At 75.0% G+C, this 14,215-nt stretch carries 13 protein-coding genes; 10 read left to right on the top strand and 3 right to left on the bottom strand.

Annotated elements, in window-relative coordinates; genetic code table 11:
* A partial coding sequence (locus ABEB16_RS05245) for a DUF3427 domain-containing protein (RefSeq protein WP_345711216.1) occupies window positions 1-1,543 on the top strand: 1,543 nt, incomplete at its 5' end.
* Window positions 1,544-1,546: 3 nt separating this feature from the next.
* Here ABEB16_RS05245 and ABEB16_RS05240 read toward each other — a convergent pair.
* Window positions 1,547-3,655: a nuclease-related domain-containing DEAD/DEAH box helicase gene (locus ABEB16_RS05240; RefSeq protein WP_345711215.1), complete on the bottom strand. Its 2,109-nt coding sequence runs from the start codon at window positions 3,653-3,655 to the stop codon at window positions 1,547-1,549.
* 351 nt (window positions 3,656-4,006) lie between these two features.
* On the opposite strand from ABEB16_RS05240, the gene ABEB16_RS05235 reads away from it, so the two are divergent.
* The 3 genes from ABEB16_RS05235 to ABEB16_RS05225 all read left to right on the top strand — a co-directional run bounded on the left by ABEB16_RS05235 (window position 4,007) and on the right by ABEB16_RS05225 (window position 6,607).
* Complete coding sequence (locus ABEB16_RS05235) at window positions 4,007-5,089, top strand: HNH endonuclease (protein ID WP_345711214.1); 1,083 nt, start codon at window positions 4,007-4,009, stop codon at window positions 5,087-5,089.
* Window positions 5,090-5,238: 149 nt separating this feature from the next.
* Entirely contained in the window at window positions 5,239-5,688 is a 450-nt protein-coding gene (locus tag ABEB16_RS05230) for a hypothetical protein (RefSeq protein ID WP_345711213.1), read from the top strand.
* Window positions 5,689-5,752: 64 nt separating this feature from the next.
* The gene (locus ABEB16_RS05225; RefSeq protein WP_345711212.1) at window positions 5,753-6,607 is read left to right on the top strand and encodes a DUF72 domain-containing protein; all 855 of its coding nucleotides are present in this window, start codon (window positions 5,753-5,755) and stop codon (window positions 6,605-6,607) included.
* Window positions 6,608-6,628: 21 nt separating this feature from the next.
* Here ABEB16_RS05225 and ABEB16_RS05220 read toward each other — a convergent pair whose 3' ends face one another.
* On the bottom strand, window positions 6,629-7,426 hold the full coding sequence (locus ABEB16_RS05220; RefSeq protein ID WP_345711211.1) for a sulfite exporter TauE/SafE family protein: 798 nt from the start codon (window positions 7,424-7,426) through the stop codon (window positions 6,629-6,631).
* 196 nt (window positions 7,427-7,622) lie between these two features.
* Here ABEB16_RS05220 and ABEB16_RS05215 point away from each other — a divergent pair, with 196 nt between their 5' ends.
* The 4 genes from ABEB16_RS05215 (at window position 7,623) to ABEB16_RS05200 (ending at window position 11,754) form a co-directional block, all read left to right on the top strand.
* Complete coding sequence (locus ABEB16_RS05215) at window positions 7,623-8,345, top strand: hypothetical protein (protein ID WP_345711210.1); 723 nt, start codon at window positions 7,623-7,625, stop codon at window positions 8,343-8,345.
* Window positions 8,342-9,229: a hypothetical protein gene (locus ABEB16_RS05210; protein ID WP_345711209.1), complete on the top strand. Its 888-nt coding sequence runs from the start codon at window positions 8,342-8,344 to the stop codon at window positions 9,227-9,229. Before ABEB16_RS05215 ends, ABEB16_RS05210 begins: the two co-directional genes overlap by 4 nt.
* Before the next feature lie 516 nt (window positions 9,230-9,745).
* A complete protein-coding gene (locus tag ABEB16_RS05205; RefSeq protein ID WP_345711208.1) occupies window positions 9,746-10,324 on the top strand; it encodes a sigma-70 family RNA polymerase sigma factor in 579 nt (192 codons plus the stop codon).
* A 38-nt stretch (window positions 10,325-10,362) separates the two neighbouring features.
* Complete coding sequence (locus ABEB16_RS05200; RefSeq protein WP_345711207.1) at window positions 10,363-11,754, top strand: ADP-ribosylglycohydrolase family protein; 1,392 nt, start codon at window positions 10,363-10,365, stop codon at window positions 11,752-11,754.
* 23 nt (window positions 11,755-11,777) lie between these two features.
* On the opposite strand, the gene ABEB16_RS05195 is transcribed toward ABEB16_RS05200, so the two are convergent.
* Entirely contained in the window at window positions 11,778-12,287 is a 510-nt protein-coding gene (locus ABEB16_RS05195) for a VOC family protein (RefSeq protein WP_345711206.1), read from the bottom strand.
* A 27-nt stretch (window positions 12,288-12,314) separates the two neighbouring features.
* Here ABEB16_RS05195 and ABEB16_RS05190 point away from each other — a divergent pair, with 27 nt between their 5' ends.
* Together ABEB16_RS05190 and ABEB16_RS05185 are read left to right on the top strand one after the other, a co-directional pair.
* Window positions 12,315-13,187, top strand: coding sequence for an AraC family transcriptional regulator (locus ABEB16_RS05190; protein ID WP_345711205.1), 873 nt, complete (start codon window positions 12,315-12,317; stop codon window positions 13,185-13,187).
* Window positions 13,188-13,213: 26 nt separating this feature from the next.
* Window positions 13,214-14,173, top strand: coding sequence for a DUF389 domain-containing protein (locus ABEB16_RS05185; protein WP_345711204.1), 960 nt, complete (start codon window positions 13,214-13,216; stop codon window positions 14,171-14,173).
* Window positions 14,174-14,215: the final 42 nt, after the last annotated feature.

The raw sequence follows: 14,215 nt of genomic DNA, 5'->3' as shown, positions 1-14,215 counted from the left end.
CGCCGACGGGCTGTCCGGTCTCTACACCGGCAACGACGCCCGGGCGCGCATCGTGCTGCGGGAGCTGCACCGTCGGGTCACCGACCTGGGCAGGATGCGGGCGCTGGGGTTCTGCGTCGGGGTGGACCACGCGCACTACATGGCGCGGTTCTTCACCGCAGTCGGGTTGGAGTCGGTCGCCGTCAGCGGCCACAGCAGCGCGGATGAACGGGCTGGCGTGCTGCGCCGGCTGCGGGCCGGCGAGTTGCGAGCGGTGTTCACCGCCGACCTCTACAACGAAGGGGTCGACATCCCCGAGGTGGACACCGTCCTGTTCCTGCGCCCCACGGAGTCGGCGACGATCTTCCTGCAGCAGCTCGGTCGCGGGCTGCGCACCGCGCCGGGCAAGGCGGTGCTGACGGCGCTGGACTTCGTCGGCCACCAGCACCAGGACTTCCGGTTCGACGTCCGCTTCCGCGCCCTCACCGGTGTCAGCCGCGGCGCGTTGCGGCGCGAGGTGAAGCACGGCTTCCCGTTCCTGCCCGCGGGCAGCTCCATCGTGCTCGACGAGGTGGTGCAGGAGCGGGTCGTCACCCACCTCGAGCGGCAGCTCAGCCCGCGGGCGAACGCCCTCGTCGGCGAGGTGCGCGCACAGCGCCCCGACGGCATCGCCGCGTTCCTGCGGGAGAACGGCATGTCGGTGCAGCAGTTGCTCGGACGGAACCGCTCCTGGACGGACCTGCGGCGCAAGGCCGGGCTGGAGCAGCGTCCCGCGGGCCCGCAGGAGAACGTGCTGCTCAAGCGGGTGCGGTCCGTGCTTCACGTCGACGACCGGCTGCGGCGCGACGCCTACCGGCGGGTGCTGAGCGGCGACGTCGATGTCGAGCAGCTTTCACCCGTGGAGAGGCAACTCGTCGGGATGCTCGCCGGTGCGCTGTGGCCGGCGGGCATGCCCGGCGACCTCCACGCGGCCGTGGACGTGCTGCGGGCGGAGCCGGCGGTGTGCGACGAGCTCGACCAGCTCGTCGAGCTGGCGTTCGACGACGCCCGGCACGCCACCTCGCCGCTGCTGGGTGACCTGGCCGGCCTCCCGTTGAGCGTGCACGCCCGCTACTCCCGCGACGAGATCGTCAGCGCCCTGGGTGTCACCACCGCGACGCGCCCACCCGTGCAGTTCCGCGAGGGCGTGGTGTGGGTGGAGAGGCTTCAGACGGACGCGCTGCTCATCACGCTCAAGAAGTCGGAGGCGGACTTCTCCCCCACCACGATGTACCGCGACTACCCGATCACTCGGGAGCTGTTCCACTGGGAGTCCCAGTCCCGCACCACCCTCGCGTCACCCACCGGGCAGCGCTACGTCAACCACCGCGGGCTCGGCACCCACGTCCTGCTGTTCGCCCGCCAGCACAAGGAGGGCGACATCGGTCCCGAGCCGTACCTGTTCCTCGGGCCGGCCGACCACGTCTCCCACCAGGGCGAGCGGCCCATCGCCATCACGTGGCGGCTGCACCGGCCGATGCCGATGGACTTTTTCACCGAGGCGGCGCTGGTGCAGGCGGGCTGACGCTCACCCCACGTACCCCAACCACAGCCCGTCCCGCGCCCGCGTCATCCCCACGTAGAGCTCCCGCCGCGCCACCTCAAGCCGCTCCCGCGACGCGACCTCCGACTCGCCCGCCACCGCGGCCTCCCCTCCGGCCCGCAGGCCGGGCAGGAAGACGTGCTTGAACTCCAGCCCCTTGGCGCGCTTGATCGTGCCCACCTTGATCCGCCCGCACGGCACGCCGGCGTAGTCCTCCAGCGGCAGCAGCGGGATGCCTGCGCGGCGCAGAGTTCCGGCGTAGCGGCCGGCGTCCTTGGTGGTCGTGGTGAGCAGCGCGCAGTCGCCGAGGGAGGCACCTCCGGCGGTGAGGTCCCGCACCGCCTGCACGAGCGCGGCGTCGAGGTGTGCGGCGTCGCGGGCGTCGACCCGGGTGGTGGACCCACCCGCGCGGGCGACCGCCATCCGCCGCGCTCCGGCCTCGAGGGCGTCGTCCAGGTCGCGGAAGGCGTCGGCGGAGACGACGTCCAGGGCTGCCTCCAGGACCCGGGATGCGTTGCGGTAGTTGGTCTCCAGCACGGTGGAGCGGCCGCGGATGTCGATACCGGCCTCGGCGAGGGTGAAGCCGCCGGGGTAGACGGCCTGCTGCCCGTCCCCGATGAGCAGCAGGCCGTCGGGGCCGTCGCCGCCGAGGGCGTGCAGCAGCTGGACCCCGGCGCGGCTGAGGTCCTGCACCTCGTCGACGACCACCGCGGCGTACGGCTCGGCGAGCGGTTCGCGCCGCAGTTCTGCCAGCGCGAGCAGCAGCAGGTCGGCGGCGTCGTGGACGCCGGCTTCGCGCAGAGCGACGTCGTAGGCGGTGTACAGCTGCCACACCGCCTCGCGCTGGGCGCGGTTGAGCGGGGTGGAGCGGCCGACGCGCTCGAGGGCGGCGTACTCCTCGAACTCGGTGAGGCCGCGGCCCTTGAGGACGTGCTGCACCTCCTCCCACCAGTAGCGCGGCGGCACCGGAACCTCCGCGAGCGCAGAGCCCCGTCCGACGCGCGCCCACATCCGCCAGAACCACGTCTCGGCAGCCCCGAGGTCGACGTGGTGCCGGACACCGCGGGCGTCGAGGAAGCGGCGAGCCCAAGCGTGCAGGCCGGTGAACTCCACCCGGTCGACGTGCTGCGGCGCGAGCCGGGCGAACGTGGCGGCGAGGACGGCGGGCAGGGTCCGGACGAACGAGACGCAGAGGATGCGGCCGGGCCGGGTGCTGGCGAGGTAGGCGGCGCGGTGCAGGCCGATGACGGTCTTGCCGGTGCCCGCCGGGCCGCGGACGCGGGCGGGGCCGTTGCGGGTCTGGCGGACGAGCTTGGCCTGCGCGGGGTGCAGGAAGGTCATCCAGTCCTCGATGGGCGCTACCAGGGCACCCTCCAGCAGCGACCGCTCGACGTCGGCGACGCTGAACAGCGCCTCGACCTCGGCGTCCTGCACGGCGGGGCGCAGCAGCGGCACCACCGGTGGCAAGGTGACCACGCTGACCGGGACCGGGCTGGCGTCGGCGTAGGGCGGAAAGTCCCGCTCCAGCACGGTGCGCACCGCGGCCACCTGTTCCGCGGTGAGGCGAGCGCCACGACGGTTGATCCACGGCACGAGCTCCTGCTCACCGAGAAGCACCGCGCGCCCGAGCTGCACGGGTGCCAGGGAGCGGCCGGCGAACACGAGGACCGGCACCGCCTCCAGCGGCGCCAGACCCACCTCACCGGCGGACTCCGCGGCGAGCTCGGCGATCCGCACCACCTTGTCGACGTCGTCACTCGCGTCCTCCTGGCCGCGGAACAGGCGACCGCCCTCGACGTGGGGCTCGGCCCACGCCTTGACGTCGATCGCGAGCACACCACCGGGACCGACGTGCAGGAGATCGACGTTGGCGTGCTTCGTGCCCGGCCAGCGGCGGTCCGCGAGCAGCGTCCACCCGAACGCGGACATCGCCGCCAGCAGCGCACCCACGCGCCGCTCCCCCGCGCTGCCGGCCTCGTGGCGGCGGACCTGCTCCCGCTCGCCGGCGAGGAGGCGGGCGTACTCCGCGGCGCGCACCCGGGCGCGGTGGGCGGCCTCCGACTGGGAGCGGCCGGCGACGAGCTCGGCGCTCACGGGACCTCCGGATAGCGGGTGGACGTGGCGCCACGCCAGGAGGGCGCTCCACGTCCAGCGTGGCGGGTGGTGCGGCGGCGGGGCACGGAGCGCGGAGCGGCATCACCCGCACGGCGGCCGCGGATCCGCCGGTCGGCGCACGGGTGGAGGTGCCGGACCGAGGGCAGGTGGAGCCGCCCACAAGCGCAGGACAGGGCCGCCCAGAAGCACAGCTCGCGGCCGTCCGGATCCGCAGAAGGCCAGGTCAAGGTGCTCACCGCACATCCCGATCACCTGACGTCTCGGGCGGGCCGCCGATGCGTTGAGCGACGGCACCACGTCGACTGCACCGCCGGAGGCGAGGATGGCCCCGTGCCCGTCCTCGACCCCCTCGACGTGGGCGCCCGGGTGGCCGAGCTGCTCGCCACCGGCCGGCGCGTCTCGACATACAAGCTCGCCACCCTCGACGCGCTCCTGCAGCACTGCCTGGAGCACCCCGCCGCACCGGACGCCGCGCTCACCGTGCCGCTGGAGGACCTCGCGGACCGGGTCATCGACCTCTACTGGCCGCAGGTGCGCCCGTTCTCCGCGGCTGGGGTGCTCCGGCAGAACGAGCAGCCCGGGCGCTCGATCCCCGACCGGGTGCTGGAGCTGCGCACGGCCGCGGAGGTGCAGGGGCTGAGGGCGCCGGCGCAGCTGCGGCTGGCGGAGCCGGCTCGGGTGGCGCGAGCCCGGCGGGACATCGCGAAGGTGCTGGCGCAGCAACCCCTCACGGCGCTGCACACTCCCGGCTCGGGCCGCGCCGCACCGACCGAAGCGTTCCTCTACGACGACTCCTGGCTGCACAAGAAGCTGACCACGGCCGATCTCGACGCCCACAGCTGGCGGATCGAGCTGCGCCCGGGCGTGGCACACGCGCTGGCCCGCGTCGCGGGGTTGCTGCAGCCGGTCCTGCAGCGATGGTGGATCGACGACATCGCCCGGCTGAACGCTGCCGCGGTGGACGCCCCGGACCTGCACGGGTTCCTCTTCGGTGCCGCGCGGGCGGCGGTGGCGACGCTCGCGCCCGGGTTGACCGACCTGCAGGCCGGGCGGTGCTTCTACTGCCGCGGTCGGCTGGGCGAGGACGTGCACGTGGACCACGTGCTGCCCTGGTCGCGGGTGGCCATCGACGGGTTGGCCAACCTCGTCGCGGTGGACGCGCGCTGCAACCTCGCGAAGTCCGCGACGCTGCCGGCGGTGGACCACGTCGAGGCGGTGCTGGCCCGGCCGGTGGCGGCGCTGGAGGACGTGGGCCGGGTGCAGCGCTGGCCGGTGGAACGACCCCGGGTGGTGGGGGCGGCGGTGGGGCTGTACCGCGGCAGCCCCACCGGTACGCCGCTGTGGCGCGCGCCCGGCGTGCACGACCTGCTGGACCACCGGCAGCTCGCCCGCCTGGCCGACCACCACGCGTAGGCGCACGGAACCCCGTGCCCTCCCGGCCCCCGTTCGGGTGGAGCGACCCCCGGCCTGCTCAAGACCCCGTGCCGCGCGTCCGAGCCAGCCAGCAGGGGCGGTCCCGTGGCCGGCTCCGACCCACGAGGAACAGCACGAGGAGCGAAGCGATGGCCACCGCGATCGGCATCCAGAACCAGGTCCGCAGGTACCTGCGCGAGATGGGCCTGATCTTCGACGACCGCGGCGACGGCTCGTTCACGGTGGGGATGGAGCACGCCAACATCTCGCTCACCGTCGTCGAGTTCGGCGACCACGGGCACGTGCTGCGCTTCTCCAGCTTCACGAACTGGGAGCTGCCCTACTCGACCCGGCTCGTGGAGTACGTGGCGGAGGCGGGTTACGTGATCGGCGGGGTGTCCCTGTGCCCCACCGACGAGGGCAGCTTCATGGTGGAGTACCACTACGCGATGCTCGCCAACGGGCTGTCGTTCACCGATGTCGTGTCCGCCTTCAACGTGTTCGCCGGCACGGCGCTCACCCTCGGCGACGAGATCCAGGGCCGGTTCGGCGGCGAGCTCTATTTCGAGCCGCGCGCGCTGCCCGCCGGGTCGTACTGACCCTCCGCGCGCACCGCTGCCGCCCGGCTCGTCGCACCGGGCCCGCTGTGGTGAGCTGTGTCCCGTGGGCACCATCCGCGTCGGCACGTCCGGCTGGACGTACGCGGAGTGGCGCGGCACCTTCTACCCGCCCGGCCTGCCTCGCGCCCGGGAGCTGGAGCACACCGCCGCGCACGTGGCGACGGTGGAGCTGAACGCCTCCTTCCACGCCCTGCAGCGCCCGACCAGCTACGCGTCGTGGGCGCGGCGCACCCCGCCGGGGTTCTGCTTCGCGGTGAAGGGCTGGCGGGAGGTCACCCACGACCGCCGGCTCGTCGCGGTGGAGGGCGCGCTGGCGGACTTCTTCGGCTCGGGGCTGCTGGCGCTGGGCGACAAGCTCGGCCCGGTGCTGTGGCAGCTGCCGCCGAGCCTGCGCTTCGACGCCGGCCGGCTGGCGGAGTTCTGCGCGCTGCTGCCGCGCACCACGGCCGCGGCCGCGGAGCTGGCCGCCGCGCGCTCGGGGGCGCGGGTGGAACCGGCCGCCGACCGCCCGCTGCGGCACGCCCTGGAGGTCCGGAACGCCGGCTTCGCGCGGCCTGAGCTGGTGCACCTGCTGCGCGAGCAGGGCATCGCGCTGGTCGCGTCGGACAGCCCGCGGCTGTGGCCGGCGCTGGCGGACCAGACCGCCGACTTCGCCTACGTGCGGCTGCACGGCGCGACCGAGCTGTACGCCAGCGGTTACGACGACGCCGCGCTCGACGCGTGGGCGGAGCGGGTGCGGTGCTGGGCGGCGGGCACCACCCCGCCCCGCGCGCCGCTGCTCGCGCCACCGGACGTCCCGACCCCGTCCGGTGGGCGCGACGTGTACGTGTACTTCGACAACACCAGGTCGGTGCGGGCGCCGTACGACGCGGCGGCGCTGGTGCAGCGGCTGGGGTGAGGAAACCCCGCCGGGCGCACGTCAGCGCAGCAGCACGACCAGCGAGACGAGCCCGAGGGCGACGATGCCCGCCCGCAGCGCCACCGACGGCAGCCGGCGGCCGACGGAGGACCCGAACCAGGCGCCGACGACGGAACCCCCCGCGACGAGGGCCGCCGCGGTCCAGTCGATGCGCCCGGGTGCCACGATGACGTACGCCGCGGCCGCGACCGAGTTCACCGCGAGCACCAGGACGTTCTTGACGGCGTTGAGCCGCTGCAGCGGCAGCCGCACCAGCAGGCCGAAGACGCCGACCTGCAGCACACCCTGGCTGGCGGCGAAGTACCCGCCGTAGGTCCCGGTGGCGTAGGCCCCGGCGAGCAGGCCCACGAGGCGCCGCGGGGTGAGGGCCTGCACGAGCGGGTCGTCGGCGCGCTCGTCGTCCACGACGCCCTGCCGGCGCGCGAGCCGGGAGCTGATCAGCGGCTGGGTCGCGACGAGCACGACCGCGAGGGCGACGAGCACGGGCACGACCGCGTGGAACGCCTCGGCCGGCAGGTGCAGCAGCAGGAAGGCGCCGCTGAGGGCGCCGAGCACGGACGCCGGCAGCAGCCGCACCACCAGCGGGCCCAGGCCGCGCAGCTCGCGCCGGTAGCCGACCGCGCCGGTCAGGTTCCCCGGGACCAGCCCCAGGGAGTTGGTGATCGTCGCCGTCACCGGCGGCAGCCCGGCGGCCAGCAGCGCCGGGAACGTGACCAGCGTGCCGGAGCCGACGACGGCGTTGATCCCGCCCGCGGCCACGCCGGCCAGCGCCACCACCACCATGTCCCCCGGTGACACCGCACCGCCTCCCGCCGCCCGTCCGCGCTCCCGTCCGGTCCGGAGCCTAGGGGTCCGCCCCGCGGAGTTGACGGGGCCGCGGGCGACGATGCCGGGACCGACGCGGCACGCGGCGTCCGCGGACTCGGCGGATCGCACGTGATCATGCGTTCAACCGGTTACGGTTCGTCCGTCGCTTGAACCACGTGGGGGATCGATGAAGACGTCGGCGGCCCTGACCGCGAGCCTGGCCACCCTGGTGGCGCTGACCGCGTGCGGCGTGCTGGGCGACGATCCGGCACCGACCGCGGACGCCACCGCACCGACCGCGACGGTCACGGTGACGGTGACCTCGACCCCCACGGCCACCCGCACGCCGACGAGGACGCCGACGAGCACGTCGACCGCCGCGGCGACGGACGACCCGTCGGGCACCGCCACGACGGACGACACCCCCGACCCCACCGGCTCGGCGACACCCACCGCGCTGGGCACGGAGCAGAGCGGCAAGGTGCTCACCCTGAACGAGATCTTCAAGAAGGTCGGCGACTGGGACGAGAGCGTCTACGACGTCGGGGACCGCTCCGACGTCCGCGGCATCGGCATCCCGATCGCGTACTGCACGTCGGAGTACCGGCCGAACGACTCCCGGTACGGCGGCGAGCTGGAGCTGCGCCTGCAGCGCAGCTTCACGAAGCTCGACTTCGACGTCGCGCAGGCCAACACCTCACCCAGCTCCGACGACATGCTCGTCTCCGAGGTGCTCAAGTCGGGCAACCAGGCCGACATCCGCAAGGTGCCCTTCGACGAGGTGCAGCACGTCACCATCGACGTCAGCGGCACCAACGCCGTGAAGATCCGCCTGTTCGAGGACCAGCGCGAGGACTGCAGCAGCAGCGGGGGCATCGTCGCGGTGATCTCCAACCTGACCCTGACGTGACGAACCCGACGGGGCCGCAGCCGCCGGGCGGACCGCCACCCCCCGCCGGCGGCAGCGGCGGTGCGGGTAGCGGCGGCGGCAGCGGCGGCGGTGCGGGGAACCCCGGCGGGGCCGGGCGGCGGAAGCTCACCACGGCGGCCGTCGTCGTCGGTGGTGTCCTGGCCGCGATCGCCGCCGTCGTGGAGATCACCACCGGTTCGCTGGACCTGATCGAGCGCGGCTCGGCCGACGACCCCGCACCGCCCGCGGCGACGAGCGCGCCCGCCGCGACGACGAGCACCAGGCCACCGGAACCCTCCTCGCCGGACAGCGGCGCGTCGGACGGCGGCGTGGCGGCCCTCGCCGTCGGCACCTGCCTCACCGCCGCCGACACGGCCACGGTGTGCAGCGCGTCCCACCAGGGGGAGGTGTTCGCCACCGGCAGCTGCGACACCCCGACGCTGGTCGCGTACCTCGGGGGGCGCGCGGACGTCGACGTGCTCGGCGAGGCGCTGCAGGTCCGCGAGCTCGACGTCGCCGGCGGCACGGCCTGCGTCGTCGGCAGCGGGAACCCGGTGACGGGCAGCTTCGCGAACACCCTCCAGGAGGACGTCGGGGACGCCTGGCGGCGCTGCCACGACAGCCGGACCGGGCAGGACGTCGCGTGCTCGGTCCCGCACACCGCCGAGTACACCCACCTCTCCGCGGGCGGCCCGCAGGACGTGGACTGCGTGCAGGTCAGCGCGGACTACACCCGCAGCTCCTACCAGGACCTCGCGGACCGCCTGAGGGTCGAGCGCGCGACCCCGGACGGCGAGTCGGCCTGCCTGCTGGTGGTGCGGGGCTCGCGGGTGCTGACCGCATCGGTGCGCGACCTCGGTTCCGCCCCGCTGCCGCTGGGCTGACGCGGCCGGGGTTTCCGGCCGTGCCGACGGGCTGCGCAGCGCCGCCGCCGGGCTGCGCGGAACGGTGTGCGCGGTGCCGGCGGAACTCCCCGACGCTACCACGGCTTGCTCACTCCCCGTGACGTTCGGTTAGTCGTGCCCTGCGCACACATCCGGCCCGCGCTGGATTCTGCAGCGGACACCGACAACTCGCGGACCGCGGGGTCGCCGCCCTGCGCGAGACCCGGCACACCGGGTCGCGCGGCTTGTCGCTCCACGGATGCGTTGCAGGACAAGCAGATCGATGCCGGTGGGGAAACTCCCGGCAGCAGGGGCCGACAGTTCCGCGACACGATGCCGCACCCCGGGTGCACATCCGCGAGCAGTTAGGCCGATCGGGTGATGGATCTCACATGTCGTGATGACCTTTGCGTTTCTCGTCACTGTCTGTTTAGGGTCTCGCCACTTCACCGACCGCGCTCACCCCCACCGCACCACGACCGGACCAGCGCGCCCCGACCCCCCGAGGAGGCGTTCGTGCACGACGCGGAGGATTTCGTCCGCAGGTACTTCACCGCCGTGCGCGCCATCGCACGACTGGAGGCGCGACACCCCGACGAGGCGGCCGACGCCGAGTCGGACGCCCTGCTCGGCCTGCACCACGCGGCCCGGACGTTCCAGCCCCACCGCGGCCCGGAACCGGGCTGGGCCCGCTACAAGGCGCGGGCCGAGATCGTGAACGGCCGGCGCGAACGCCTCCACCGCGTCGCGGACCGCCGCGCGCACCACGCCGACGCGATCCTCGCCATCGCCCGGCCGGCCAGCCTCGACGCCCCCGTGGCGGACGGCGGCGCGCGCCTGGCCGACGTGCTGCCCGACCCGGACGACCACCTCGCCGCCGTCGACGAACGGCTCCTGCTGCAGCGCGCGCTCGGCGTCCTCACCAGCCGCCAGCGCGACGTCCTGCACCGCCGCTACACCGAGGGGGAACTGCTGCGCAGCATCGCCGACGACCTCGGCGTCACCGAGGGACGTGCCTCCCAGATCGTCGCCGCGGCGCTGGGCCGGTTGCGCGCCTACTTCGCGCACCCGGCGGCGGAGTGGCAGGGCGCGTGAGCGCGCGGACCGGGGCACCGGGCGCCGGGGTGGAACCCGTGGATCGACAGCACCGGGTGGCCGGGGCGTTGATCGGTTCCGCGGTGGGCGATGCCCTCGGCGCGCCGTTCGAGTTCGGCCCGCCGGGGGCGTTCTCCGCCCGGTTCCCCACGCCCGCGCGGGGGGTCGCGACGGAGATGTGCGGTGGCGGCAGCCTGGGCTGGGAGCCGGGGGAGTTCACCGACGACACCCAGATGGCGCTGCTGCTGGCGCAATCCCTGGTGGAGCGCGACGGGCTGGACGAGGTGGACGTGTTCGCCCGGTTCCGCCGCTGGGCCGAGGCGGACCCGCCGGACATCGGCGTCCAGACCCGCCAGGTGCTGGGCTCGGGCCTGCCGTGGGACGTCGCGGCCGCCGAGCACTTCGCCGCGGGCAACCGCGCGGCGGGCAACGGTTCGCTGATGCGCACCACCCCCGCGGCGATCCGCTTCGCCCGGCAGGGTCGGGCGGTGACGATGGACGCCGCCCGGCGGATCTCCGCCCTCACCCACGGCGACCCCGCCGCCGGCGAGGGCTGCGCGATCGTCCACGAGGTGCTGCGGGTGCTGCTGGAGGGCGGGGACGCCGACGAGGCGGTGGCCGGCGCGCTGGCGCACGTCGCGGCCGAGCACCGGGCGAGGTGGGCGCGGGTCTGCGCGCCGTCGTGGACGCCGGTGGAGGCGACGGAGTCCAACGGGGCGGTGTGGCCGACGCTGGGTTCGGCGCTGTGGGCGCTGCGGCATTCCACGACGTTCGAGCAGTGCCTGCGGCTGGTCGTGGACCTGGGCGGGGACACCGACACCGTGGCCTGCGTCACCGGTGCGCTGGCCGGGGCGCGCGCGGGCATCACGGGCATCCCGATCCGCTGGACCTCGGTGGTGCACGGTCGGGTGCCCGGTTTCGACGGCAGGTGGGAACTGCCCGACCTGCACCTGCTCGCCGCCCGCCTCGACGGCAACCGCCGGGCTCGCCCGTACGAGCCGCCCGCCTCCCAGGACATCGACGCGGCCGAGATCGCGCCCGGCATCTGGGCGGCGGACCTGGACGGCGCCCGGCGCAGCGACCGCGACGTGGCGGTCATCTCCCTGTGCCGCACCGGTGGGCGGTTCGGCCACGACGTGCAGCGCTTCGCGTACCTGGTCGACGACGACTCCAACCCCGAGATCGCCACCGTCCTGGCCGACGTGCTCGACGACATCGCCGCGCTGCGCGCCGACGGCAAGCAGGTGCTCGTGCACTGCCACGGCGGGGCCTCCCGCACCGGCCTGGTGCTGCGGGCCTGGCTGGTGCGGACCGAAGGGCTCACCGCCGCCCAGGCCACCGCCCGCGTCGGAGCCCGCTGGCCGCACCTGGGCCTGTGGAACCACACGTTCACCACCGCGCTGGAGGAGTTCCAGCGGCGCACGCGGTGAGGGCCCGCGGCGCCACCCCTCCGTCACACCAGGTTCGCGCTGCCCCACTCCGCGAGACGGCGCTCGGCCTCCTCCGGGGAGACGTCCTCGACGCGGGTCATGACCGCCCAGCGCTGCCCGAACGGGTCGACGATCGAGCCGAAGCGGTCACCGGTGACGAACGTCGACACCTCCTCGCGCAGGGTCGCGCCAGCCGCCACGGCGCGCGCCACCACGGCGTCGACGTCGGCGTGGTACAGCACCGTGGAGTGCGTGACGGCCGGGCCCGGCGCGGGGGCGGCGAGACCGAACTGCTCGCTGGGGTCGGACAGCTGCAGCCGGCCGTGGCCGAAGTCCAGCTCGGCGTGGGCGACGGTGCCGCCCGGTCCGTCCATGACGGTGACGACGGTCGCGCCGAAGACCTCGACGTAGAAGTCGATGGCGCGGCGGGCGCCGTCGACGACGAGGAACGGGGTGAGGCTGGTGTAGCCGGCGGGGACGGGATCGACCGCCGCGCCGGAGGTGAGGTCGTCTGCCACGAGGTCGTCTGCCATGTCGTCCAGGCTGCCTAGGCTCGGCGCGTGGCGTCTTGGAATTCCGCGACACCCGCGGCGGGGCCGGCGAGCGTTCCCGGCGCCGAGCGCGGCATCGTGCGCCGCGGCGCGTCCGAGGGGGTGTTCGACCTGCGCCGGCTGCCCGTGGGCCCGGCGCTGGAACCGTTCGCGGAGCACGTGTGGTGCGTGTCCTGGGACCGGCGCGGCGCCCCGCCCCACGAGAGCCGGACCATCCCCTTCCCCTCGGTCCACCTCACCGTGGAGCACGGCGAGCCCGGGGAGGTGCGCCACGGGCACCCGGTGCCGGCGACGCTGCTGCACGGGGTGGTGACGCGGGCGTTCCGCGTCCGGCTGAGCGGCAGCGGCTGGGTGGTGGGGGTGAAGTTCCACCCCGGCGGCTGGGCGGCCTGGTCCGGCGGGGACGCCGGCGCGCTCACCGACCGGGTCGTGCCCGCCCCGGCGCGGTGGGCCGCCGCGGGCGCCGACGTGCTGGCCGCCGGCACCGTCGAGGAGCGCGCCGCCCTGCTCGTGGCGGCGCTGGGCGAGGTGGCGCCCGAGCCGTCGCAGGAGTACCTCGACGTGCTCGCCCTCGTGGCGCGGATGCGCGACGACGCCGGGCTGGTGCGCGCCGGGCAGGTCGCCGACCTCGCCGGCTGCACCCCGCGCACCCTGCAGCGGCGGTTCCTGCGGCTGGTCGGGGTGGGCCCGAAGTGGGTGCTCAACCGGTTCCGGCTGCAGGAGGCCGCCCTGCTGCTGGAGCGCGACCCGGACGCCGACCTCGCCGGCGTGGCGGCGAAGCTCGGCTGGTACGACCAGGCGCACTTCAGCAACGACTTCCGCCGGATCCTGGGCGAGCGCCCGGGGCGGTACGCGGCGGCGGCGCGCCGGTCGGCGGGCTGACCGGCGGCGGCGGCAGACTCCCCCGCGTGCTGCACGTGCGCGTCACCTGCCTGCCGGACCGCACCGACGAGGTCGTCCGGATCTTCCTCGACGAGTGCGGGACCACGAACGTCGTGCGCCTGCCCGGCGCCGTCGTCTCACCCGCCGGGGACCTCGTGCAGGCGGAGGTGGCCCGCGAGGCCGTCGACGACCTGCTGCGCCGGCTGCGGGCCCTCGGCGCGCACGGCTGGGGCTCCCTGGTCGTGCAGGGCGTCGAGACCGCCCTCGGCGCCGACGTCGAGCGCGCCGAGGCGGAGGCGCCCGGCGAGGGCGAGGACGCCGTGATCTGGGACCAGCTCGCCGAGGAGACCATCGCCCGGGCGAAGCCGACGGCCACCTTCCTGGCGTTCCTCGTCATCGCCACCCTCATCGCCGCCGTCGGCCTGCTCATCGACAGCACGGTGCTCATCGTCGGCGCGATGGTGCTCGGCCCGGAGTTCGCCCCGCTGGCCGGGCTGGCCGTCGCCCTCGTCACCCGGCGCTGGCACGACGCGCGCACACCGCTGCGGGCCCTCGCGGTCGGGTTCGCGCTGGCCGTCGCCGTCGCCGCCCTGGGGGTGTGGCTGCTCGACCTGGCCGGGCAGGTCCCCGAGGCGTTCGTCGAGGGCCACCGGCCGCTGACCTCGTTCGTGGCGGCCCCGGACGTGTTCAGCGTCGTCGTCGCGCTGCTGGCCGGCACGGCGGGGACGCTGTCGCTCACCGGCGGCAAGGACAGCCCGCTGGTGGGGGTGTTCATCAGCGTCACGACCGTGCCCGCGGCCGCGGACGTCGCGGCGGGTGCGGTGACCGGGCAGCTCGCGACGGCGGGCGGCGCGGCGGTGCAGCTCGTGGTGAACCTCGGGTGCATCGTCGCGGCCGCCGCCGGCACCCTCGCCCTGCAGCGCGCGTACTGGCGCCGGGTGCGGCGGCGGCACCCGGAGCGGCGGGCGGCGGTGCGGCGGGCCTGAGCCCCCGGCCACCGCATCCGGTCCCCGCACCCGGTCCCCGCG

Source organism: Kineococcus glutinatus, from assembly GCF_039542765.1.
Taxonomy (GTDB): domain Bacteria; phylum Actinomycetota; class Actinomycetes; order Actinomycetales; family Kineococcaceae; genus Kineococcus_A; species Kineococcus_A glutinatus.
This window is presented reverse-complemented; position numbering and strand designations above follow the sequence as displayed.

Coding starts and splice junctions, on each gene's coding strand:
- ABEB16_RS05215 (WP_345711210.1), top strand. CDS start 7,623: ATGAAGACGTCGGCGGCCCTGACCGCGAGCCTGGCCACCCTGGTGGCG.
- ABEB16_RS05230 (WP_345711213.1), top strand. CDS start 5,239: ATGGCCACCGCGATCGGCATCCAGAACCAGGTCCGCAGGTACCTGCGC.
- ABEB16_RS05195 (WP_345711206.1), bottom strand. CDS start 12,287: ATGGCAGACGACCTCGTGGCAGACGACCTCACCTCCGGCGCGGCGGTC.